The 22266-nt window shown below is 57.7% G+C and carries 17 protein-coding genes and 4 pseudogenes; 12 read left to right on the forward strand and 9 right to left on the reverse strand.

What is annotated here, in order from left to right; genetic code table 11:
* The first annotated feature begins 184 nt into the window (after positions 1–184).
* A complete protein-coding gene (gene katG, locus AC3WN7_RS18900; RefSeq protein ID WP_102675188.1) occupies positions 185–2458 on the forward strand; it encodes a catalase/peroxidase HPI in 2274 nt (757 codons plus the stop codon).
* Here katG and AC3WN7_RS18905 read toward each other — a convergent pair.
* The 4 genes from AC3WN7_RS18905 to AC3WN7_RS18920 all read right to left on the reverse strand — a co-directional run bounded on the left by AC3WN7_RS18905 (position 2441) and on the right by AC3WN7_RS18920 (position 5441).
* Entirely contained in the window at positions 2441–3625 is a 1185-nt protein-coding gene (locus AC3WN7_RS18905; protein ID WP_102675189.1) for a site-specific integrase, read from the reverse strand. The two genes, katG and AC3WN7_RS18905, sit on opposite strands and share 18 nt — an antisense overlap.
* A gap of 199 nt (positions 3626–3824) precedes the next feature.
* Positions 3825–4550: a hypothetical protein gene (locus AC3WN7_RS18910; protein ID WP_102675190.1), complete on the reverse strand. Its 726-nt coding sequence runs from the start codon at positions 4548–4550 to the stop codon at positions 3825–3827.
* The gene (locus AC3WN7_RS18915; RefSeq protein ID WP_102675191.1) at positions 4547–4792 is read right to left on the reverse strand and encodes a hypothetical protein; all 246 of its coding nucleotides are present in this window, start codon (positions 4790–4792) and stop codon (positions 4547–4549) included. The genes AC3WN7_RS18910 and AC3WN7_RS18915 overlap by 4 nt, the downstream gene beginning before the upstream one ends.
* A 64-nt stretch (positions 4793–4856) precedes the next feature.
* Positions 4857–5441: a hypothetical protein gene (locus AC3WN7_RS18920; RefSeq protein ID WP_102675192.1), complete on the reverse strand. Its 585-nt coding sequence runs from the start codon at positions 5439–5441 to the stop codon at positions 4857–4859.
* Between the two features lie 88 nt (positions 5442–5529).
* Here AC3WN7_RS18920 and AC3WN7_RS18925 point away from each other — a divergent pair, with 88 nt between their 5' ends.
* Positions 5530–6171: a hypothetical protein gene (locus AC3WN7_RS18925; RefSeq protein ID WP_146022432.1), complete on the forward strand. Its 642-nt coding sequence runs from the start codon at positions 5530–5532 to the stop codon at positions 6169–6171.
* 1 nt (position 6172) lies between these two features.
* Here the strand turns inward: AC3WN7_RS18925 and AC3WN7_RS18930 are convergent, their stop codons facing one another.
* Together AC3WN7_RS18930 and AC3WN7_RS18935 are read right to left on the reverse strand one after the other, a co-directional pair.
* A complete protein-coding gene (locus AC3WN7_RS18930; protein ID WP_102675194.1) occupies positions 6173–6787 on the reverse strand; it encodes a hypothetical protein in 615 nt (204 codons plus the stop codon).
* Between the two features lie 254 nt (positions 6788–7041).
* Entirely contained in the window at positions 7042–9087 is a 2046-nt protein-coding gene (locus tag AC3WN7_RS18935) for a DNA cytosine methyltransferase (RefSeq protein ID WP_102675195.1), read from the reverse strand.
* Between the two features lie 54 nt (positions 9088–9141).
* On the opposite strand from AC3WN7_RS18935, the gene AC3WN7_RS18940 reads away from it, so the two are divergent.
* From AC3WN7_RS18940 to AC3WN7_RS18960, 5 genes are all read left to right on the forward strand, one after another.
* Positions 9142–9501: a hypothetical protein gene (locus AC3WN7_RS18940; protein ID WP_102675196.1), complete on the forward strand. Its 360-nt coding sequence runs from the start codon at positions 9142–9144 to the stop codon at positions 9499–9501.
* Between the two features lie 74 nt (positions 9502–9575).
* The gene (locus AC3WN7_RS18945) at positions 9576–10130 is read left to right on the forward strand and encodes a YecA family protein (RefSeq protein WP_102675197.1); all 555 of its coding nucleotides are present in this window, start codon (positions 9576–9578) and stop codon (positions 10128–10130) included.
* 49 nt (positions 10131–10179) lie between these two features.
* On the forward strand, positions 10180–10548 hold the full coding sequence (locus AC3WN7_RS18950) for a hypothetical protein (RefSeq protein WP_102675198.1): 369 nt from the start codon (positions 10180–10182) through the stop codon (positions 10546–10548).
* Between the two features lie 371 nt (positions 10549–10919).
* On the forward strand, positions 10920–11267 hold the full coding sequence (locus AC3WN7_RS18955; RefSeq protein ID WP_102675200.1) for a hypothetical protein: 348 nt from the start codon (positions 10920–10922) through the stop codon (positions 11265–11267).
* Positions 11268–11740: 473 nt separating this feature from the next.
* Entirely contained in the window at positions 11741–12130 is a 390-nt protein-coding gene (locus tag AC3WN7_RS18960; RefSeq protein ID WP_158247855.1) for an SMI1/KNR4 family protein, read from the forward strand.
* A 694-nt stretch (positions 12131–12824) separates the two neighbouring features.
* Here AC3WN7_RS18960 and AC3WN7_RS18965 read toward each other — a convergent pair.
* Positions 12825–13133, reverse strand: a pseudogene (locus tag AC3WN7_RS18965) (hypothetical protein); the annotation flags it as partial.
* A gap of 81 nt (positions 13134–13214) precedes the next feature.
* Positions 13215–13676: a hypothetical protein gene (locus AC3WN7_RS18970; RefSeq protein ID WP_102675203.1), complete on the reverse strand. Its 462-nt coding sequence runs from the start codon at positions 13674–13676 to the stop codon at positions 13215–13217.
* A gap of 917 nt (positions 13677–14593) precedes the next feature.
* Here AC3WN7_RS18970 and AC3WN7_RS18975 point away from each other — a divergent pair.
* From AC3WN7_RS18975 to AC3WN7_RS18990, 4 genes and pseudogenes are all read left to right on the forward strand, one after another.
* Positions 14594–14930, forward strand: a pseudogene (locus AC3WN7_RS18975) (phage holin, lambda family).
* A gap of 152 nt (positions 14931–15082) precedes the next feature.
* Entirely contained in the window at positions 15083–15316 is a 234-nt protein-coding gene (locus tag AC3WN7_RS18980) for a hypothetical protein (RefSeq protein ID WP_102675205.1), read from the forward strand.
* Positions 15317–15364: 48 nt separating this feature from the next.
* A pseudogene (locus AC3WN7_RS18985) lies at positions 15365–15640 on the forward strand (hypothetical protein); the annotation flags it as partial.
* Between the two features lie 12 nt (positions 15641–15652).
* Positions 15653–16092: pseudogene (locus AC3WN7_RS18990) on the forward strand (lysis system spanin subunit).
* Between the two features lie 295 nt (positions 16093–16387).
* Here the strand turns inward: AC3WN7_RS18990 and AC3WN7_RS18995 are convergent.
* Positions 16388–17491, reverse strand: a complete 1104-nt coding sequence (locus AC3WN7_RS18995; protein WP_102675206.1) for a helix-turn-helix transcriptional regulator — start codon at positions 17489–17491, stop codon at positions 16388–16390.
* A 236-nt stretch (positions 17492–17727) separates the two neighbouring features.
* Between AC3WN7_RS18995 and AC3WN7_RS19000 the strand changes: the two genes are divergently transcribed.
* Positions 17728–22266: beta strand repeat-containing protein (locus AC3WN7_RS19000; protein WP_492575346.1), on the forward strand; the 4539-nt coding region annotated here is incomplete at its 3' end.

Genomic DNA, 22266 nt, shown 5'->3' on the forward strand with positions numbered 1-22266 from the left:
TCTCCACCGGATGAAGCGACAGTTTCCCGGACCGGTACTTTAATGGATGGTCTGGAGCGACTGATCGCGGGGCTGTCATAGCCTTAAGGCTATGGATCCCATACCGAAAAGCTATTTCATCAATCGGTGATCCGGATCCACGCTCAAGGGTGGTTAGCTGAAAACAAAATCAAGAGGAGATGCCATGTCAACTGAATCGAAATGCCCGTTCAATCACGCCGCTGGCGGTGGCACGACGAACCGCGACTGGTGGCCGAACCAACTGAATCTGAAGATCCTGAGTCAACACTCGCCCAAGTCTGACCCGTTGGGGGGCGATTTCAACTACGCCGAAGCCTTCAAGAGCCTTGACTTCCAGGCGCTGAAAAAAGACCTGACTGCGCTGATGACCGATTCCCAGGACTGGTGGCCGGCGGACTTCGGTCACTATGGACCTCTCTTTATCCGCATGTCCTGGCACGCCGCAGGCACCTATCGCACCGGTGACGGCCGGGGCGGCGCCGGTTCCGGCCAGCAACGCTTTGCACCGCTCAACAGCTGGCCGGACAACGTCAGCCTCGACAAGGCCCGCCGGCTGCTCTGGCCGATCAAGCAAAAGTACGGCAACAAGATCTCCTGGGCCGACCTGATCGTCCTCACCGGTAACGTCGCCCTGGAATCCATGGGCTTCAAGACGTTTGGTTTTTCCGGTGGACGCGCGGATGTCTGGGAGCCGGACGAAGACGTTTACTGGGGTTCTGAAAGCAAATGGCTGGGTGGTGACACGCGTTACGGAAAAGAAGACAAACCGGCGCAAAAACCCGGCGATGTGCCCTTGGTGGCTGAGCCTGGCAGAAACGAGGACAGCCGTACCGACAATGGCCGCAATCTGGAAAACCCCCTCGCCGCGGTGCAGATGGGCCTGATCTATGTGAACCCGGAAGGCCCGGAAGGCGAACCGGACCCGGTCGCCTCGGCCAAGGACATCCGCGAAACCTTCGGCCGCATGGCGATGAACGATGAGGAAACCGTGGCGTTGATCGCCGGTGGCCACGCCTTCGGCAAGACCCACGGCGCCGGGCCTGCCGACAACGTCGGGGCGGAACCGGAAGCCGCCGGCCTTGAGCTGCAAGGCCTGGGCTGGAAGAGCACATTCGGCACCGGCAAAGGGGCCGATGCCATCACCAGCGGCCTGGAAGTGACCTGGACCACCACGCCCACCAAATGGAGCAACAACTACCTGGAAAACCTGTTCGGTTTCGACTGGGAACTGACCAAGAGCCCGGCCGGCGCCCATCAGTGGAAACCGAAGAACGGTGCCGGTGCCGGGATCATTCCGGATGCCTTTGATCCGTCGAAACGTCGTGATCCGACCATGCTGACCTCGGACCTGGCCCTGCGTTTCGACCCGATCTACGAACCGATTGCCCGGCGCTTCCTGGCCAACCCCGATCAACTGGCCGATGCCTTCGCGCGCGCCTGGTACAAACTCATTCACCGTGACATGGGCCCGCTCTCGCGCTACCTCGGCCCGGAAATGCCGGGCGAGGAACTGCTGTGGCAAGACCCGATCCCTGCCGTCGATCATCCGCTGGTCAACGACAGCGATGTGGCAGGCCTGAAAAGCAAGGTGCTGGCGTCCGGCCTGTCGGTCTCGCAGCTGGTATCGACGGCGTGGGCCGCAGCGTCCAGCTTCCGTGGTTCCGACAAACGCGGCGGTGCCAACGGCGGGCGCCTGCGCCTGGCGCCGCAGAAATCCTGGCCGGCCAACCAGCCGGAGCAACTGGCCAACGTGCTGGCCAAACTTGAAGGCATCCAGAAGGAGTTCAACAGCGCGCAAGCCGGCGGCAAGAAAATCTCCCTGGCCGACCTGATCGTGCTCGCCGGTGGCGCGGGTGTCGAACAGGCGGCAAAAAACGCCGGCCACAGTGTGACGGTGCCGTTCAGCCCGGGTCGCACGGACGCCAGCCAGGAACAGACCGATGTCGAGTCTTTCGGTTTCCTTGAACCGATTGCCGACGGCTTCCGTAACTACCTGAAAACCCAGTACCGCGTGCCCGCCGAATCCTTGCTGATCGACAAGGCACAACTGCTGACGCTCAGCGCACCGGAAATGACGGTACTGCTGGGCGGCCTGCGGGTGTTGAACACCAACGTCGGCCAGAGTAAACACGGTGTGTTCACCCAACGGCCGGAAGCGCTGACCAATGACTTCTTCACCAACCTGCTGGACATGGGCGTGGAGTGGAAGCCGGTGTCGGATGCCCAGCAGGCGTTCGAAGGGCGTGACCGCAAAACCGGTGCGGTGAAGTGGACGGGCACCCGGGTTGACCTGGTCTTCGGTTCGAACGCGCAGCTGCGTGCGCTGGCCGAAGTCTATGCCAGCGCCGATGCGCAGCAGAAGTTCGTCAAGGACTTCGTGGCTGCGTGGACCAAAGTGATGAACCTGGATCGTTTCGACTTAAACCGCACTGTCTAGAGGAGATGTTGTCATAACGCTGGCATTACCGGCAAAAAGTGCCTCGGCTCGCCCTCCGGCTCCGACATCAGCGGAGGGCATCCAGCGACCATAAACCTTGGCGATCATGGTCCAGTCTTTGTGGCCAAGTTGCTTGGCTACCCACATTGGATTCTCGCCGGCAGATAGCATCATCGAGGCATAGGTGTGGCGACTCTGATAGGGTCGCCGCCACCTAACACCTGACTTCTTCATCGCCGGCATCCAGATGACCCGGTAAATGTATCCGGCATGCTTCCAGGGCTCTCCGGTGATTGTATTGAGAAACACCCTGCCGCCAGCCAGGAAGGTCAACTCTTTCTGCTTGAGCAACGCTTCTCGCGCCGGAGCCAGTAACTTCACGGTGCGCCTTCCTGCTAACGTCTTGGTCGACTCTGGCTCTTTCGCAGCCCGCGTCTTGGCCCTGACGATCCTTATCTCCCCCGCGATCCAGTCGATATCCCCCCATTCCAAGGCGATCAGTTCGCTGGGTCGAAGACCTGTCCAGAAAGAGAACTGCAATTGCGGCCACGTATCGCCCCTGGCTGCAGCTAATATCGCCAATTGCTCCTCGCGGTTGAATGGGTCAACGTCATCTTCCTCCTTTAGCTGTTCACGATTCTTGTATGCCCACCCAGAAAGCGGGTTGCTCTCCAAAATTTCATCCTCAACTGCGTCGTTAAGTGCAGAGCGAAAGCAGCTCTGAACATTCATCAGCGTCTTGTTGACCACCTTATAGGTCGACATCTTTTCTCTGATGATCTTTTTTGACAGCTCATTAAGAGGCAGGTCGCCGAACATCGGTTTGAGGGTTGCGCGGATTGTCGTTTCGTAGAACGCGACCGTGCTTGATTTGAGTGTCGGAGTTTTCCGCTCCAGCCATTCTGTCAGGTAATCCCCAATGGTTTGTCTGGCATCGGTGCGCTTGAATGCGTCGGCGCGCTTCGACTTCGGGAACGTTGCGGCATAATCGAAAGTCCCGTTCGCGATCGAATACTCAATCGCAGTCTTGTGCTGCTCGGCCTTTTTCAGGTTAGCGGCGGTGGGCTTGAGCGCGATGCGCTCACGGCACCTGACGCCCTGGTATTGGAAAGTGATTTCGATACTACTTGCAGATGCGGCGCGGACGCCTCCCCCATCTCGACCCATGAGTAATATCCCTCTACGTCTATTAAAATTCTGCCGTCTGGCGCTTTCCGCCAAACAAGATGTTTCGGCCATTTGCCGTCGCGGATTTTGGTTCTGATGGCGTCGGGGGTATAGCCCGACTCCCGAGAGAACTGCTCTACGGTCTTGTATCTGACCATGTGCATGCACCATGCCGCGTATGGCGACAGAAGGTGGTGGATTAGATGGCCATCTCGGCCTGAGTTTCTCGCTGCCAGATCGGCGAACTGTTGTGTGATTCGATGCGTTCGGCGATGACGTTGGCGCGCTGGCCGGCAGTGGGCGGGGCATACATGCCGAAGCGGCTGATGCTGCCGCCGTTGACCGCGGCGTTCGTGGAATCAGCGGATGCGAAGGGGAGGTGCTGGAAGATCGCCGGGTCGAGCATGCGCAGTCCGTGGAGTCGGCATGCCGGGCGGCCCATGTCGTCGCAGATTGCGTCCATTGCTGAACTGATCCGCTTCCACCAGGCCGGAGTGCCCGGACTTGCCCACTGACCAGAACTACCGATTGCCACTGTTGGCCAGTCAGATGCGAGCCGGGCGAGACGCTGTAACGATTCGTGCAAATGCCAAACCGGCACACCGCGCAACTCCGGTGGCCATGCCGACAGAAGCGCGTCGTTCGCCGCTTCATCCCCATCGATGTCGTCGGGGATCAGCGCCCAGTCGAAACCCGGATGCCGGTGCCACTGCTCAACCCAACGGGTGTATCCACCGACGTCCAGGGTGCCGCCTTTCTTCCACACCGAAAACGCACCGTTGTCGAAGACGAACGACTGGCAGACATCGGCGACAATGCCCATATCGTCCTGGCGCGGGAACGGCACAAGCGCGTGCCGGCCGGCAAGGAACCGAGCACCGTCTTGTCGAGTGCCGCCGATTGGCGTGCCGTGATAAGCGATCATCCGCTGAGCCTCACTGTTTCGATTTCTACGCCCTGGTGAGTGGCGATGATGGTCTGCTCACCGCCGAGAGTTTCAGTCAGGCGGTCGGCGATCTGTTCGTGCCAGCCTTTTTTGATCAATGCAGTCGCCGTCTTGATGTGCTCGACGCGAATCATGAGTGGCGAACGAACTTCCAGCCGATAGATGATCAACTCCCCATCTGATGGGCAGACGGCCGCGAAGGTGTGTCGGTAAATATTCATCACCGCGGCCCCTTGTAGCAGTACACGTAGGCGAACCAGGCGAGGGCTGGCGCTGCGAGAATGATCATGCCGCCACCCGCGCAGCCACGATCTCATTAATGAACGACTGCGGAAGCGAGGCGGCGAACTTGCCCTCTGACCACGACAGCGGCTCCGACTGGCGGATCATCTCGTTCAGCAAGTCGAACGCTGCGACGAGCTGCTGATCGCGGATTTCGCCATCCTCCGGCAAGTCATCGCAGAAGACGTCTGACGGGTCGATCTGCCGGGGCATGTTCGGCTCGCAGATACAAAGCTGCAGGTCGGCCAGATCAATGTCGTTGTCGATGAGGTAGTCGCGCAGGCTGTCTTCGTCGAAGAAATATTCACCGCCGTCGAAGATAACCAGCGGCTCTCCGGTCCACTCTTTGACTGGCATTGCCGCAAACTTCTCTTGGCGGCTTTCTTCCTGGCACTGCTTGCACCAACTGCGAACTTCGTGGATCGGGTGATCTGGATTTTTCTCACAGCGTCGATGAGTGGCGCCACAGTAGCGGGCCATGTGCTCATCGTTGCCCCAGAAGCGGCCGTCGGCGCCGACCCAGCCGGTGACGGTTTGAATGCTGGCTGCTTCCGCAGATTCGTACATCACTACTTTTTCTTCAGGCATGACTTCGTCCTTGCCGCTATAGCGGCTGACTTTGAAGGGGGAGGAGGAATGGCTACACTAATCGCCTTACCAGTGGAGGGTATGTGCTGTGAAGCGATTGAACACGGTTCTGATGTTTCTATATTGTTTGTTGCTTTTTTCTGCGGGAATTGTATTCAGCTTTCTATTTACAAAAACGGGAGAGGTTGGATTTGTTGCTTTTTTAGGTGCGGTAGCTAGTTTGGCAACTATTGGGGCAGCTATAACGGCGATTTATGCATTAAATATCTGGTATCCGCAATTTAAACATTCCGAAAAGTTTAAAGCGTTGAAAAAGCTTAGAGAGATATTGGATGCCGGAAACTCTGCTGAAAAATACATTGAATCTGTATATTTTGATTGTATGCGGAAAAATACTAATGAAACAAACTCTGGAACAAAGCTATTGGATGCTAGGCACGAAGCGAAAACAAAGTGGCGTCGCCAATGCCTAAGTGTTGAACGTTGTTGGGATGACCTGGAAACGCTTTTCTCTCAGAGTGATTTGGCGTTTTTTTCTGATGTGCCAAAGGATATTGATAGCGCAGTTGAGAGTCATGTGCAGAATATTGAATATATGACTTCGGATGGGGCGTCTGTAGATTTTATCCAGTTACATCTGCAAATCAGCGATGTATGTCAGAATATTAGATTAAGGACTAAGCATGTCAGTGAAGATTCGAAGGCTTTGATATCAAAGTTAGTGAGTTGAATCATTTCGATGGAGCGGGATGCTTAGCGTTCTCAAGTGACTTCTGCCTGTAGGTCAGCGTGCCGTCGAGGATTGCTTCCTTGATGGTTTGAAACTCCCAGGCGTAGTACTGCGACTCGACGTAGACGCGCATTTCGCCGTAATCGTGCTGCTTACGTCGGATGAACGCTTCGGCGGCATCCCGGGTGAAGTGGCTGTTCACGATTTCCCAGCGTTTTCTCCAGCCGGTGACGGTATGGTCATCGCACTCGGCGAGATAGTCCCATTGATCGTCTTCGTCCAGATCCATAAAGCTGCGTTCCCGATCGGCCATCAATGACAGGTCGATTTCTGCGCGCTCCTCGCCGTCCAGATCTTCCCAATATTCTTTCGGGCTGAACCATGACCTATCCTCAAGGCACACGACTCGCCCTTCGGCGTAGTCGATCTCGAAGCCGTAATCGATTCGTTTGGTCTGCACGGTGAAAATCGCGGCCGCTGTGTGGTGCCACTTAACGCCGGCGCCGTTGCAGTCATAGCGCAGGCGCTCAACGAATTCGGCCCAGGTTGCTGGGTTGAGGTCAGCACCGGTCGCCAGGCTCGGCATCGACTCGGCCGGTTTGTTTTCTGTGGGCATGGGGCGTCCTATGCCGGGTCATACCCGGGCGGTGGAATAGGGGGAGGTTGATCACTTCGAGTGGGGAGTCATCACCATGGGGCAGGTGCTATGCGTCCCGATGATGCCGGTATCAATCGAACCGGAGCTCTACCGCATGAAACGATTTTTTGAAGACCTGATGTTCCAGATGCTGATCGATCAGGCGTTGAAGCAGATCTATCACCAGATCCAATGGTTCAACACGATGCCTTGGCAGGTGTGGTTTGCGTGAGTCAGGCCGCTTCTGCCTGGCGTTCTGCGACACGCCACGGGTCATTGGCCCGAGCCAGTGCAGCCATCGGTGGCGGGCTGACGCTGTTGCCGCACATGTGCACCTGCTGGGTTTTGGTGAATGGCTTGCCGTCGGCTCCGTGGCTGATGATGTAGTCGGCCGGGAATCCCTGGGCCTTGTACAGCTCCGCCGGTTGCAGCATCCGCAGGCAGATGTCGACGATGACGTAGGGCGTGCCCTTGATCGTGACGGTGACCAGGCCCAGGCGATCCTTGGTGGTGATCGTTGGTGCTGGCGCATCGGCGGCGCTCATGTTCTCGGTGCCGTAATAGCTGATCAGGAATGCCGCGACACGTAGCGCTCCAGCTTCAGCCTCTGGTGAAAGCTGGAACTCGACCAGCGAGCTCTTGCCGCCACCTCCGGCGGTGATGGTCGGAGCGGGTTCGTCCATGGCCTGGCCAACGCTGGCACCGAACTGGCGCTCCATGAAAGCGGTGACCAGCCCATGATGGGTGCCGCCGGCACTGATGGTGTGCAGCGGGTCGGCGATATCTCGGGCATCGCAGTTTCCGCGCATGTGCACCAGGTTGGCGGTTACCAGCTGCTGCTGGCTGCCGGTATTGGTCACAGTGGTCATCGGGTCACTGATGTTCTTGGCATCGGTGGTGTTGAAGCCGCCATTCATCTGAGCCATGAACACCGTTGAAATGCCCATCGCGTGTGCGGCCCCGGCCGGGCGCTGGTAGTTGCCGCCGCTGGTGATGGTTGGCAGCGGCTCGTCGAGCGACTTGCCTTCGTCAGCAAATCGGAATTTGACCAGGTGTGCCGCGGCGATCGCAGTGTCTGCCTTCGCCGTGATCGTGTAGAAAGGCTCGCTGCCTGGCCGAGGTTCTGTTTGTCCTGCTCGTCCACCGACACCAACCATCACCGGGCTGATGAGCGTCAGCTCGCCGCGATTGGCGCAGGTTACCGTCGGCAGCGGGGCGTCCGGGTCGTTGATGCGATCGCTACCCTGATGCGTTGCTGGCGCGATGATCGGGCTGGCCATGGCGAACGAGCCGCCGCGTGGCCAAGAGGTCACGGTGCGCAACGGGTCATGTGCTGACTGCACACTTTCGCCGGACCAGTTTGCGATCGGCACAATGAACGGGTCAGCGGCATCGATGACGAACTTCTTCATCCCCTTTGCGATCCGGCGCAGCGTGGCAGGTGCCAGCGGTTTTGGCCGGTCGAAGATGCTTTTTCTCGGGATCGTCCAGTCGATGCACTCGGCGGCAGTGCGCCACTTCTGCTGGCCCTTCTCGGGGTGCTTCGCGTGAGTGGGTGCTGGCCAGACTATCGGCTGACCGTCGCAGCGGGCAATCATGAACAGACGTTCGCGGCTGGTAGGTGCGCCGTAGTCGCAGGCCCTCAGCACTCGCCATTCAACGACGTAGCCCAGGTGCTGCAGCTCGGCAACGAAAACGGCCCAGGTCTGCACGCGGCGTTTCGGGTCAGGCACCAGGAACTGCTGGTGGACCGGTACCACTTCGCCTGGTGCAGCAACACCGCCGCCCAATTTCACGACGCGGCCGGTGGTCTTACAGCGCTTGGCGATGAGCGGCCCCCACTGAAGGGTCTGTTTCACGTTTTCCAGGCTGATGACGCGGGGCTTTTTCTTTCCTGCCCACTTCAGGCCGATCCACGATAGATTTCGAATCTCACGCTTGCGCGGCTGACCACCGGCGGCCTGGCTGTGATGCGTGCAGTCCGGCGACATGTGGAACCAGCCAACGGCCTGTCCGTCACACTCGGTGTCCGGGTCACCATCGAACACGTCGGTCGTGAAATGCACTGCGCCCGGGTGATTCACAGTGTGCATGCTGATCGCGCTGGCGCTGTGGTTCTTGGCGATATTCACCGCGCGACCTAGGCCCATTTCTAGTCCGATACCGGCACCGCCACCTCCGCAGAAGAAATCGACTACGATTTCATCATCCTGAGTGCTTAAGCCAAGTCCATATTGAGTTTTGAAATCGAAGGGGTGTTTCTTCTGTTGTGCGGACATAGACGTATCCTCGCGTTGTATTGCAACGTGATTTTTTGAAAAGGAGATTCGTAAATGGGTGTATTCAGCGATGCACAGGCGCAGCTTTCCGAATTGCTCGGAGTGGCTCAGCCACTGGATAGCGGAAATGGGGTTCGATTCAGGACAGGATCGACAGGGTTCGCCACCCTTTACTCTCGCAACCTCGCTTCAGGAAATTTGGCAGAGATTGCGTTCGAAGTTAAAAATCTAGCCGCAAAAGCTGAGCAGTCAGAAAACTCAATGGCTTCACTTGTTGAAAGGCTGCGTCTTGAAACCGGTCAACCGGTAAACATTGATCCTCAACACAAATGGCCGAGAGTCGGGCTATCGAAGAAGGAGCATGTGGATATCGTGATCTCTGCTATTTCTTCCATCCTCCACAAAGAACGCTAAAGGACCAGACGTTTCGCCGGCTGGCGTAATTCGTTGAAGTGGGGTATTTGTAGGAAAAACCGAAGGCGGCAGGTATGGCGGGTGTTGCGGGTTTAAAGATGGTGGATTGTCATAACAACACAATTGATTTCCAGTCTTCCGGCTTCGAAACCGGAATAGACATGAAGGATAGTCATGGCAATATTTTCGTAGGCGAGACGGTTCTCGATACGCGCCAGAGGTCCAATAAAAAAACAGGAAGAAATAGTCCTTGCCCATGCGGGTCAGGGATTAAATTCAAACGCTGCCACGGCTACGGGGGTAATATGTCTACTGGAATTCGATCCGACAACAGCACATTTACAGTAGGAAAAGCCACCATTGTTGCCGATACCGGAGTCGACTTAAAAAACGGTAGTAATGGGCATATCAATGAACTGAATCACATATCGCCAACAACCCCAAATCTTGCTGAGGTGTTAAAAAACCTACCTGCACAGCCCCCCGTCGAACTTGTGCAAGATGCTATTACCCGTCAAAAATCGACTGGAACAATTGAAGGCTCAGAACTCAGAACTTGGTTTGATAAACAGGGCATAAACCTGGCTTTCTGGTCCCAATTAGCGGTTGCTATTGCTGCAATGGTCTAAATATTGCCATTTTGGGTGACCGGCATGGAGCCGGATCAAGGAGAGCGATGTGGATTCTGCAGTAGCAGGGCTGATAGGTGCGGCGATCGGCGCAGGCGGCTCAGTGGTAACGGTTTGGATTCAAGCGCATTACCAAGCCAAGAGAGAGCGCGCCAAAGCTGTTTTGGACTTCGCTATACGCCATAGAAGTGAGGCTTTTGAGTACGCAGACAAAATTGCCGGACCGGTGGCTGTCACACCATTGGCGGCCCACGTGCATTACCAACAGGGGCTCCTCAATCTGATCGAGACAAACTCTCTCACAGCTGAGTCGCTGGAGAAGCTGCATCTTGAAAATGATGCGATCTCCCAGTCTATTCAGGATGCGAAACAGGCACGGGTAGTGAAAAAAGTCATGGATAAACACAACAACCGTTAATTGGTCCCACTCTCCGTGACCGGATGCGGCAGCGGGCAGTGATTATTCGTCGTTACAGATGCGCAGGGCTTCGCGGTTGTAGGCTAGCTCCAACTTTCGCGACACGTTTTCGGGGATCTCATAAACGTGTCGCGACATGCTGGCGAAGCGGGCGGACTCATCGGCAGACGCTGCAGCAAGATTGATCAGGAGTGTCGACATCGTCTCCTGCCATTCCTCGAAGTCGTGGCGCTCGCCCAGTGCCTGGTAGCCACAACTCAGCAATCTGGCGCCGCCCTCCGTCACCGGATGCGAAAATGGGTTTGAAATTTGGTGATGCGGCAGAGTGATGGCTCTATGATCGCCATCCCCTTATGCATGGAGCGCAACAGATGCGGCTTTTGCTGGTTTCAACGATTGCTTTACTCATCGCCGGCTGCTCCGGCCTGGGAGTCGTGCCCATGGGTCGAGACACCTACATGATCGCGAAGGAGGGGAGCTTCACGACCTTTAGCGGAGGAGCTGTAAAGGCTGAGCTATATCAAGAGGCCAATGCTTTTTGTGAGAGTAAAGACAAGCAGCTGATGCCTGTAAAAGATGCATTCAGGGATTCTGGTTACGGTCGCTATACCAATGCCGAGTTGCAGTTTCGGTGCCTTAATGAAAACGATCCAGAGTTGCGCCGATCGACCATCAATCAAGATGGAGTAGTCCTCCGCGGCCGGATGCAACAAATATAGGCGAGCCATCCGGTTGAAGGGGTAACCCGCTGTATCGAACGGGTTACCTATTTTTCATTTTGGATCGAAGGTGCCGAGTGTCAGCATTGGCGAGATTGTGTTGAAAAAGTCGACCATGGTTTGCGCATCCGAAAAGTACGCGTCCGAGATTGAAATCTTTACTTTTGGCAGAGGCTTCCGGACTCGGATTTCACGTAGCAGCGTGCGAAAAAGGCGTTTTCACGAGTAAATGATCAGGCAGTTTGGGTAGACCGACTTTTTCAACAGAATCGCGATGCGCCGCCGTTCAGTTCTTCAAGGAACTCGACGGTATCTGTTGCAATTGGCATTGCGGTTACCTCGGTTGGGCGCCGCCCTCCGTGGCCGGATGCGACAGTGGGGTAGTTGAAAGTGCGTCACAAAACTGGTTTGGTTCGTTGAAGTGGGGTATTTGTGTTCGGCCCGGCATGGAGCCGGACCAAGGAGGCCTATCAGTGAAAATCAACTCAAGCTGGAGCGGTAACGAAGGGGCCTCTGCTGGGGCTTTGGACACTCTTCGTGCTGCAGCGCCCCGAGAACTACCCTCCGAGTACTACCGGTTGCTGGAATACAGCAATGGTGGGGAGGGCCCGCTTCCCGACCCTCTCTTTAATTTTTGTCTTGATCCAGCTGAAACAGCCTCGGACTTTGAGCAAATAGGCATGTTTGCGAAAACTGCTCCTGGTCTATTTGTTTTTGGAGGCGATGGCGGTGGTCAGCTGTTTGCTTTGAACCTGCGGGTGGCCGCTCCTTGGCCGATAGTTACCTTCGATGGTGTAGACCCAGACGGGAGCATGCAGACGGTGGCAAACAGCTTTGCTGAATTCATGGCGTTGATCGGTTAGGCGCCGCCCTCCGTGACCGGATGCGACAGTGGCAATTTGGGTTGTGGTGGGGTATTACGAGTGACCGGCATGGAGCCGGATCAAGGAGAAGCAGATGGCAGAAGACACGAAGAACTTCGCAGCATGGATGCGGGCAGCCGACATCCAGTCCTCAGTCACGCGTTGTGCGGATGTATTCAACTCCGGAGTTTTCAACGCGGGCAGCAGCGCGGGAGTAATGTTCGAGTCAGCGGTAACGCTTGTGTTGGTCCATCTCAATGACCTGTTGCAGAAAGCCAAACTAGATGGACAAAGAATAAATTTCGATGACGACATGGAAGTCACTGAAAGCATGACCGATGTCACTGATCTCGTTAGAGCGTGTAGAAATGCTGCGTGTCACGTTACGAGTGGGGAACACAAGATTGACGCGGGGAAATTTACTTTCTGCGTAGCTTCAGGGTATGGGCCTCGGGCCTTTGTTATCAATGATCAAGAAATGGGATGCGATTACGCTGATGACATCGCCGTTTATTACGGAAAAAACCGCGTATATCTGAAAAGGCATTTGCTGCGGAGCTTTGAGTTGGTCGCGCAAATTTACCGAAATGAGGGCAGCTGGTAGCAGTGCACTTTCTTCGCCTGCCACGATAGCGGTCGGCATTAACCTCGAGGCGCCACCCTCCATGACTGGATGCGACAGTTGGGGGGGGTATTCGTCGTGACAAATGCGCAGGGCTTCGCGGTTGTAGGCGAGCTCAAGTTTGCGCGACACGTTTTCGCTGATCGTGATTTCGTGTCGCGGCGGGGTCAGCAGAGGCGCGGACTTTTGAGGCCCTAATGCATGAAGATGATGAATCATCAGCGTGATGGCCTCGCCCTGTTCCTCGATGCCGCTCCAGGCCATCAGTTCAGCCAGGGCTTGGCGCGTGCCAGGCAGGCAGTGCAGCCTTAGTTCCTCTTCGCCGCGACTCTTCTTCTTTGCCGCGGCTTTCGCTGACCGTTCCGCGTTGCTCTTGGCCATGGCCTGCCTCTTCAATTCCGTGGGCCGGTAGATCCAGCCATGTCTGTCGTCGGCGCTGGCGCACCTGGTTGTTGATTCGTTTCATGCTGCGACCTTCACCTGATGCCAGGCGCCGGCGGCGTAGAACAGCTTGGCGGCCTGAGCCTCTTCGAGCGAAACCTCTGCAGGGATGGCGACCCATCCGGATGCAACCAGGTGATTCGGGTTGCAGCTGTTTCGCAGCTCCAGGTAGTAATGCTCGATGGCATCCGTTAGGCGCGCCACTTTGTAGGTTCCCTCCGGCGATATCTCCACTGACTTCACGTACTCGACGCCGCGCTCGTCTCGACACATGGCGCTGATGTAGATCGTCCAGCGATAGGCGAAGTCGAAAATCGCGTTGGCGATCGCCAGACTCCGGATCTGTCGGCAGCTCTTCCAGTTCGCCATGATCTGCGCGCCGCTGGGGTCGATGTTCACCACAGCGACGTGATTGGTTCGCAGAAGTGCCCGGCAGCTTCGTTCAGCCCGGGCAAAACCGCTGTTGGGATTGCGCTTGCTCATAGAGAGTCCGCCATTTTGCGAAGAGCCTGGCGCTCGGTCCGACTCGGAGACCCGCCTGCACTTCGGTGCGGTGTGGTCGGCCAATCCAGCCGAAGAGGATTCAATCTACGGCAAGTACACCCCGTGCGGCGAATACGTCGTGAGCGTGGCTGCCGATCGCGCCGAGCATTTCGAGGAAGGGAAGGACTACTACTTCGATATCTCACCAGCTTTTTGAGTCCACTGTAGCCAGGGCAGCCTCACGGAAGGCCTGGACACTGATAAGCCGGCAAGTGCAGTGCTACGGATCAACACCGGCAGCCCGCGCACCCTGACCTCACATGCTTGCAGGGTGGCTCGAGAGTGGATCAGCGAGATCGATGCAATGGGGCGTCGACGCTGGGAAGGTCTTTGGCGGACAGCTCGGAAAGATCACGCACCTTTTCAAGGCCTCAACATTCGTTGGGCTTTTGTATTCCCCTGATTTGTTGTTTAGTAGTTCCTCACCCAATGAGGAGATTTGAGTGTCAAATGCCAACGGCTACACCATCAGCCAGAAAGAAGACGGTAAGTGGTATGTTTACGACCAGAGTGGAAATGAGAAAGGTGGTCCTCACAATTCCTTCGACGAGGCAAATGACGAAGCCCTCAAACTTCCAAAGTGCCCGGAGCTGCCTGTAACCCCTCCGAACCAAGTACCTCCCGAGAAGCCTCAGCAACCGGTCAAGCCAAAAAGGCCGCGGCCAGCCCCGTCTTACGACGGCCCAGGCAGTTAAAGCTAGCAATTAAGCCTCTGCTTACTTAAGCGGAGGCGGAATAAAAAAGCCTCGACTAGCTCGGGGCTTTCTCATTTTCGGCTCCACCACACCCATCGCTCTGAGCTGGGAGTGATGCTGGGGCCGGATATACTTCGCTCCCCGAAAGGGAGGGACATCCGGATGCCAAACATGCCAGACAAACCAGAAACCTGGCTCATCGTGCTTGCATCGCTGAGTCAGCATTCGCCAACTCTTTATGCTGCTGGTCTTTCTGCCCTAATGGCCGGCATCAGGATCATCTACGGCGGGGGGACTCGTCGTCAGGACACTGCTCGAGGCGGCGATCTGCACACTGATCACCATTGGGCTGATCCCGGTCCTCGAATACTTCGGGCTACCTCAGAACCTTGCGACAGCCGCCGGTGTGTTCATTGGCTTCCAGGGAGTAAAGAAGCTGGCCGACATTGCAGATCGGATTGCCGAGATTAGATTCCCCACCCGTGGGGCTGGTCAGTAGTCCGCTGCCGGCCTGCCTCAGGGCTTGGTCGTATCTCTCCTGCACGGGCACGCTCAGGTGCAGACCAACATCATGGTGAAGTGAACTGTTCAATGCTGTGGATTCATCTTTCAGTACCAGCTACTTTGAGATTTCACGCAAGGAGTTCGAACATGGCAGATAAATATGTTGGGAGAATAGTTGGGGTTGGCACGGATAACTTGGACTACGTGATTAACATCTATCAGGACGAGACCATTGAGCGCTCTTCAAGCGGCATGGTTCGACATGAGGGTCTGAAGCATTTCGAAATGCAATCTGGTGGTGACGTGAAAAAGATTTCTGAGACTGAGTACGAGATTGTGGCTACGGGAGTGAGGGTGACCGTGCATGATGCTCAAAGCTAAGAAAGTCGGTCTGTCATGTGAGCACTTAAATGAGAGTGCCGCATGAACGGCGCGGTCGGGTATGACGTGGAGTGGCGCAAGGACAACGGCAACTGGATCAAGCTGCAGCGCACCGGGATGACCAGTGTCGACGTGGTCGGTATCTATGCTGGCGCCTATGTGGCCCGCGTTCGTGCCGTGAGTGCTTTCGACATTTCGTCGATCTGGCGCAACTCAATCCTGACCAACCTCAAGGGCAAAGCGGGTCTGCCGCCGGCGGTGTCCTTTCTGACCGCGACACCGTTGTTATTCGGCATTGGCCTCAAGTGGGGTTTCCCGGCTGGCGGCGTATGGAAGGTGCAGGACTGGCGTTACGGCAAGCAGCTCGCCGAGCAGGCGGGCCTGCATCAGGACGACCTCATTACCATCAGCAACGCGGCCGCGACCCAGATTCGCGCCGATCAGGACAAGCGGCTGGTACTCGAGCAGCGCCTGTCGGCCAGTGAACAAATCCACTACAAGGAACTGAGCGATGCTCAAACGAAACAGGCTCGCCTGCGCGAACGCCTTGCCACTGCTGATCTGCGGTTGTCAGGCCTCCTCGATACCACGGATTCAGCCAGTGGCAGTTCAGTGCCAGCCGCTACCGGCGCCGGCGGCGTGGTTCATGGAGGAACGCGGCCCGACTTGACCCAGCGCATGCTCAACGAGTTATCGGAATCACCGGCACCGGTGACCAAGGACTGATAGCGCTGGCGGCATGTCAAGCCTATGTACGAGAAGTATCACGCAGATAGGGTGGGGAAGGGGTTGAGAACCAGAAATGCAAAGCCCCGAAGATTCTCGGCTTCGGGGCTTCTAGTTTCGTCGCGACTTCGTGACTACTATCTTTTTTTGACAGGCTTTTTCTTCGGCGCGGGAGCTGGTTCTGGGCGCTTTTGGATCAAGCTTTCTAGCGCTGCATGTCTTGGACTTGTTCATTGCGGATTGTCATGTTCATGCTGATTTTCATCCTGACTCTGAACAACTCAATGTTTGATCCCGATGTCCAAGCCCTCTCCTGTAAACGGGAGAGGGTCCAAGGCCTGATGCCTAGACGTGCAAGCGACCGATCAGACTGACCAGGTCGGCCTGGCGGCTAGTGTCGGTTTTGCGAAACAGAGCGCGCAGTTGCGTGCGCACGGTGTTGATGGACACGCTCAAACGAGCTGCACAGTTTTCCGGAGTGAGTCCCTGAGCCAGTAGTTCAGCCAGGCGCTGTTCGGCCGGCGTGAGTTGGAAGAGCTCGGACAGCAGCTGAGATTGTGGCTGGTTTTCCAGCAGTGCCAGCAGCACCAACGGTATTTGAAAGTGGCGGTTGAAAGCCACTTCGGCCGGGACCGGCGTGACCAGCAGCTCCTGCGGCTGGGTGGGGTTGAGGCACAGCCAGCCGGCGCGGCGCCTACCGTCCTTGCCGGCGGCGCGGCGGATCAGCGCTAGCAGGTGGGTGTCCTGACTCTTGCTGTGCAGGCGATTGAAATGTTCATAGAGCGGGAAAGTGCTCTGGCCCATGTGTCGCGCCGCCATTTGGTTGCAATAGAGTACATGACCGTCGCCGTCCAGCAGCCAGAGCGGGGCGCGATGGTGGTCCAGCAGCAGGTCGCGTGTGGCCAACTCCAGTTCCAGGCGGTTGACCTTGTTGGACAGTTTGGCGGCCTTGAGCAGGTGCGGGCTAACACGCAGCAGCAAGGCCTGCTGTTGGGCGGTTGGCAAGGGCGCGCCGACCTCGTTGAGCACGGTCAGGTAGATGCCCGCATCGGCCTGTTCTTCTAGCTTAACGCAGGAGAGGTTATGCAGCCCGAAGGGGATGTAGAACTCCTGATAATAAGGGTCGCGCCGAATGCGTTCGGGACCGAAATCCATGAGGTCGTTGTACCAGTCACCCACTTTGTGGGAGCGGATGAGGACAAGGCCCGGATCCAGATTGCAGTAGTGGCGGTTGTAGACGTCGATCGCGGCGGGGTCGCACAGGTTGAGCGTGGTGGAGGCGTGAGTGCCGCTCTTGCGGTAATCGGTGAAGAGCAACAAGCCCTGCTGTCGCCCGCTGGCCGCGACCAGTCGTTCGAGCAGTGGCCGCCAGGCGGAGTTGTCCAGCACGCACTCATAACAAAGGACGACCAATTCGTCGTAGGCCTTCTGTTCATCCAGTCGTGGCAAGGGCAAGCCTCCCTGCTAGCGGTTGGCGTAGCGCCGTCGAACTTGCGGGCGCTACGTCTTCATATGGCGCATGGTCGAGCTTTCTGCAATACCGGTGGTCGGGAAAGGGGCTTGTGCGTGGTTCGATTATCAGACGAAAGGTTTGTCTGATCATTCAAACGGATGAGGGAGAAGTGGGGGGCTGCGAACTAAAGTCATGACACCGTAAAAATCTCGGATGTATAAGGGGTTAGGTCATGGCAATCATAAATGGTAATGAAAGCGCCAATACGCTGACGGGCGGCTCTGCGGCCGACACCCTCAATGGTCTGGGCGGCAATGACACACTCTTGGGCAACGGTGATAACGACACTTTGGATGGTGGTACCGGCAATGACCTGCTCATAGGCGGACGCGGCAGCGATACTTACCGTTTCGGTCAGGGTTATGGCTTCGATATGATCGACAATTCCGGTGGCGCCAACAGCGACGTCGACACCATTCGGTTGACCAATCTCAACGCCAACCAGATCCGCCTGACCCGGATCGGTAGCGACCTGGTGCTCAGTGTCCTGACCACTGGTGAAACCCTCACCGTGAGCCAGCACTTCCTCGATGCAGACCACGCGATCGACCGAATTCAGTTCGCAGACGGCAGCCGCTGGAGCGCCAGCGATATCCTGGCCAATCTTTTTTACCCGCCCGTCGTGCCAACCAATGGCGCTGACGTGATCAACGGCAATCCCGGTGATGACATCCTCCTGGGCTTGGGTGGCAACGATACATTGTTGGGTAATGGCGGCAACGACACGCTTGATGGTGGCAGCGGCAATGACCGTATGGAAGGCGGCGTGGGCGATGACACCTACATGGTCGATGCCGCCGCCGATGTGGTGGTGGAAGCGAACAACGCCGGCGATGATCTGGTGCAGGCCAGCATCAACTACAACTTGGGCAGCAATGTCGAGCGCCTTACCCTGACCGGCAGCGCCAACATCAATGGCACCGGCAATGGGCTGGATAACACCCTCAATGGCAATACGGGCAATAACATCCTCGATGGTGGAAGCGGTAACGATCTGATCCAGGGCGGCGATGGTGACGATACGCTGCAAGGCGGGGCAGGGAATGACAACCTCTCGGGTGATGCAGGCAACGACCTGCTCGACGGCGGGAGCGGCAACGACAGCATGGCAGGTGGCAGCGGCAACGATATTTACATCGTCGCGCAGGCCGCAGACGTGGTGTCCGAACAACCCGGAGACGGCACGGATACCGTCCGGTCCTCGGTAAACTACAGTCTGGGCGCCAACCTGGAAAATCTGGAGCTCACTGGAAGCAGTAACCTCAACGGCACCGGCAATACCCTGGCCAACCGCCTGACGGGGAACACCGGCAACAACCGCCTCGATGGCGGCGCGGGGGATGACGTGCTGGCTGGCCGTCGTGGTAACGACACTTACCTGTATGGCAGCAACTATGGCAACGATGTTATCGATAACAGCGGCGGTGCCGCCGCCGATGTCGATACGGTGCAACTGGTTGGGCTCAACAGCGGTGACATGCGTTTTGTGCACATCGGCAACGACCTGCAGATGGTCGTGCTCGCCACCTCACAGACCCTGACCGTGAAAAATTTTTATATGGGCGCCGATTACGAGATCGACCGGGTGCGCTTCGACAACAACGTCGTCTGGAACACCGCCACGCTCAAGGCTGCGGCCACCAGCCCGGTCAACGTTGCCCCGACCTCAACCAATGACAGCCGGGCCACACTGGAGGACACGCCGGTCATCCTGGGCAGCGCCGACTTCGGCACCTACAGCGACCCGGAAAACAGCCCGCTTGCAGCGGTGAAAATCACCGGCCTGCCAACGCTCGGCAGCCTGCAGTACAACAATGGCAGTGCCTGGATCGCAGTCGTTCAGGACCAGGTCATCAGCAAGGCCGACCTAGACGCCGGCAAGCTGCAATTCGTGCCGGCCCCCGATGGTAATGGCAGCGGCTATGCCAGCATCGGCTTCAAGGTCAGCGACGGCACGGCGTTCTCGAACAATGCCAATACCTTGAGTGTCAATGTCACCCCGGTCAACGATGCGCCAACGGTCAGCGGCCCGGTCACTTTGTCGGATGGCACGGAAGATACTGTTTATACGATCACAGCCGCACAGCTGCTGGCCAATGCCAGCGACGTTGATGCCGGCGACAGTCTGAGCGTACAGAGTATCAGCGTCGACCCGGCTGACGGCACGATCACGGCCAACCCCGACGGCAGCTGGACCTTCACCCCGGCGCTGGATCGCAACGGTCTGGTGAATTTTGCGCTTGTGATTGCCGACAGTGCTGGCGCGACGGTCGCCACTTCGGCCACCCTCAGTCTCGCAGCGGTTGATAATGCTCCCACCGCAGTGGCCACGGTGACTGCGCTGAGCGATGACAGCGGCATCGCTGGCGACTTCATCACCAACATCGAAATCCAGACCCTGAGCGGCACTTACACCGGCACCCTGAACAGCGGCGAGATCATCCAGGTTTCCGCCGATGGCGGTACCACCTGGGTGAGTGCGGTGGCCGATAATGCAACCCATAACTGGAGCGCCAGCGGCGTCACCTTGATCGGCAGCGGCACCAGCTTGCTGGTCCAGACCATCAATGCCGCCGGCAACAGCAGCGCCGGCACCGGCCACAGCTACACCCTCGATACCAGCGCCGATGTCGGTAACGACCTGAGGGTCATACTCGCCGACAGCCTGATCAACAACGCCGAGAAGACCGCGGTCGTCTACAGCGTGACGGGACTCGACGCGGACGCCAACGCTACCGTCACCTTCAGCGACTCGACCAATAACCACGTGCTCGGCGTCAACGGCAGTGCCGACCTGTCCAGTCTGAACGATGGCCCGATCAGCGTATCGATCGTCGCCACCGATGTCGCCGGCAACAGCGCCGGCGGTCTGGCCAGGACGAGCAGCAGCCTGAGTTTCGATGAGTTTTCACATAATACGGAACTGACGACGCAGTATCAGAGTCTCGGCGTCACCGTGTCTGGCGACGTAACTGTTCTTAATCAGGCACTCTCCCCATGGCCTGCTCAGTCGGGGGTAAATCTTGTCTACGCTGGAACGGGTATGATGATCTTCATCTTCGACTCGGCCATTACCGGCAGTATCCAAACGGTGTCGGCCTATGTCTCAGGTGCCGCCAATACCGGCCTCTTTGCTTACGACGTCGGGGGCTTGCCGGTAGGGCAAGCGATGTTGCCGGATGGGGCTCCAGCTAATACCCAGCTGACCGTGAATTCCTCGGGAAACCCGATCGCGCGGCTGGAGATCCACGACGGGGGCGCGACCTTCGGGGTGGATAGCCTTACCTTCAGCATCGCCGGCAGCCTGACACTGGACACCACCGCCGACACGGGCGGCGACCTGACGGTTACACTGGCCGACTCCCTTATCAACAACGCCGAGAAAACGGCGGTCGCCTACACGGTTACCGGCCTCGACGCGGACGCCGGCGCCACCGTCAGTTTCAGCGATGGCAGCCAAAGCGTCGTCGGCGTCAACGGCAGCGCCGATCTTTCCAGCCTGGGCGATGGCCCGATCAGTGTGTCGGTAACGGCCAGCGACACGGCTGGCAACACCGCCAACGGCACCGGCAGCACATTCACCCTCGATACCACTGCGCCGCTGGTGAGTGGCCCGGTGACCCTGACCGATGGCAGTGAAGACTCCGCCTATACCTTCAGCGCCGCGCAACTGTTGGCCAACACCAGCGACATCATCGGCAACTCGCCGAGCGTGAAGAGCGTCAACGTCAGTCCGAACGATGGCACACTCACCGACCATGGCAACGGCAGCTGGACCTTTACCCCGGCAGCCAACCGCAATGGTGCAGTGACGTTCAACGTGGTAGTTACCGACGGCGGCAACGACGTGGCGACCTCTGCCAACCTCAACCTGGCAGCGGTTAATGATGCACCCGCCGGTGACGTCATCATCAGCGGCAACGCCACCGAAACCCAGACGCTGACCGCCAGCAACACGCTGGCCGACGTCGACGGCCTGGGTACGGTGTCGTATCAATGGCAGTTGTCGGCCGACGGCAGCAGCAACTGGACCGACATCGCCGGCACCACCAGTAATACACTGGTGCTGAGCAACGCCTTACTCGGCCAACACGTGCGCGTGGTTGCGAGCTACACCGACGGCGGTGGTACGGTCGAGTCGGAGGCGAGCGCAGCCACCGCCGCGGTCGCGCAGCTGGTCAATCAGTTCGAGGGCGACGCCGACAACAACGTGCTCGACGGCACCGCCTACAGCGACATCCTGCGCGGCTTCGGCGGTGCCGACATCCTGAACGGGCAAGCAGAGGCCGATACGCTCGACGGCGGTGACGGTGATGACACGTTGAGCGGCGGTGAAGGTGATGACACGCTGAACGGCGGTAACGGCAACGACACATTGCTTGGCGACAACGGAGCCGACACGTTGGATGGTGGTAATGGCAACGACACGCTGAGAGGCGGTGTCGGCAATGACGTGCTGACAGGCGGCACGGATGGCAGTTTCGATCAGTTGAACGGCGATGATGGCGATGACCAGTTGATGTTGGCTCAGGGCTATGCGTCCGGCGGCAATGGTAACGACATCCTCGATGTGCGCACGGCGCTGGTCGGTGCTGCTGTGAACTTGAGCGGTGACGCGGGCAGCGACATCTACCGCGTCGGCAATGCCACGAATACCGTCATCAACGATTACCGTATCGGCAGCGCCGACCTCAACGTGGTCGAGTTCGCC

This window comes from Pseudomonas sp. FW305-70 (genome assembly GCF_058783925.1).

What these genes read in the sequence shown, in the direction of transcription:
- katG (WP_102675188.1), top strand. Translation starts at nt 185, where the DNA reads ATGTCAACTGAATCGAAATGCCCGTTCAATCACGCCGCTGGCGGTGGC.
- AC3WN7_RS18905 (WP_102675189.1), bottom strand. Translation starts at nt 3,625, where the DNA reads ATGGGTCGAGATGGGGGAGGCGTCCGCGCCGCATCTGCAAGTAGTATC.
- AC3WN7_RS18910 (WP_102675190.1), bottom strand. Translation starts at nt 4,550, where the DNA reads ATGATCGCTTATCACGGCACGCCAATCGGCGGCACTCGACAAGACGGT.
- AC3WN7_RS18915 (WP_102675191.1), bottom strand. Translation starts at nt 4,792, where the DNA reads ATGAATATTTACCGACACACCTTCGCGGCCGTCTGCCCATCAGATGGG.
- AC3WN7_RS18920 (WP_102675192.1), bottom strand. Translation starts at nt 5,441, where the DNA reads ATGCCTGAAGAAAAAGTAGTGATGTACGAATCTGCGGAAGCAGCCAGC.
- AC3WN7_RS18930 (WP_102675194.1), bottom strand. Translation starts at nt 6,787, where the DNA reads ATGCCCACAGAAAACAAACCGGCCGAGTCGATGCCGAGCCTGGCGACC.
- AC3WN7_RS18935 (WP_102675195.1), bottom strand. Translation starts at nt 9,087, where the DNA reads ATGTCCGCACAACAGAAGAAACACCCCTTCGATTTCAAAACTCAATAT.
- AC3WN7_RS18940 (WP_102675196.1), top strand. Translation starts at nt 9,142, where the DNA reads ATGGGTGTATTCAGCGATGCACAGGCGCAGCTTTCCGAATTGCTCGGA.
- AC3WN7_RS18945 (WP_102675197.1), top strand. Translation starts at nt 9,576, where the DNA reads ATGGCGGGTGTTGCGGGTTTAAAGATGGTGGATTGTCATAACAACACA.
- AC3WN7_RS18955 (WP_102675200.1), top strand. Translation starts at nt 10,920, where the DNA reads ATGCGGCTTTTGCTGGTTTCAACGATTGCTTTACTCATCGCCGGCTGC.
- AC3WN7_RS18970 (WP_102675203.1), bottom strand. Translation starts at nt 13,676, where the DNA reads ATGAGCAAGCGCAATCCCAACAGCGGTTTTGCCCGGGCTGAACGAAGC.
- AC3WN7_RS18980 (WP_102675205.1), top strand. Translation starts at nt 15,083, where the DNA reads ATGGCAGATAAATATGTTGGGAGAATAGTTGGGGTTGGCACGGATAAC.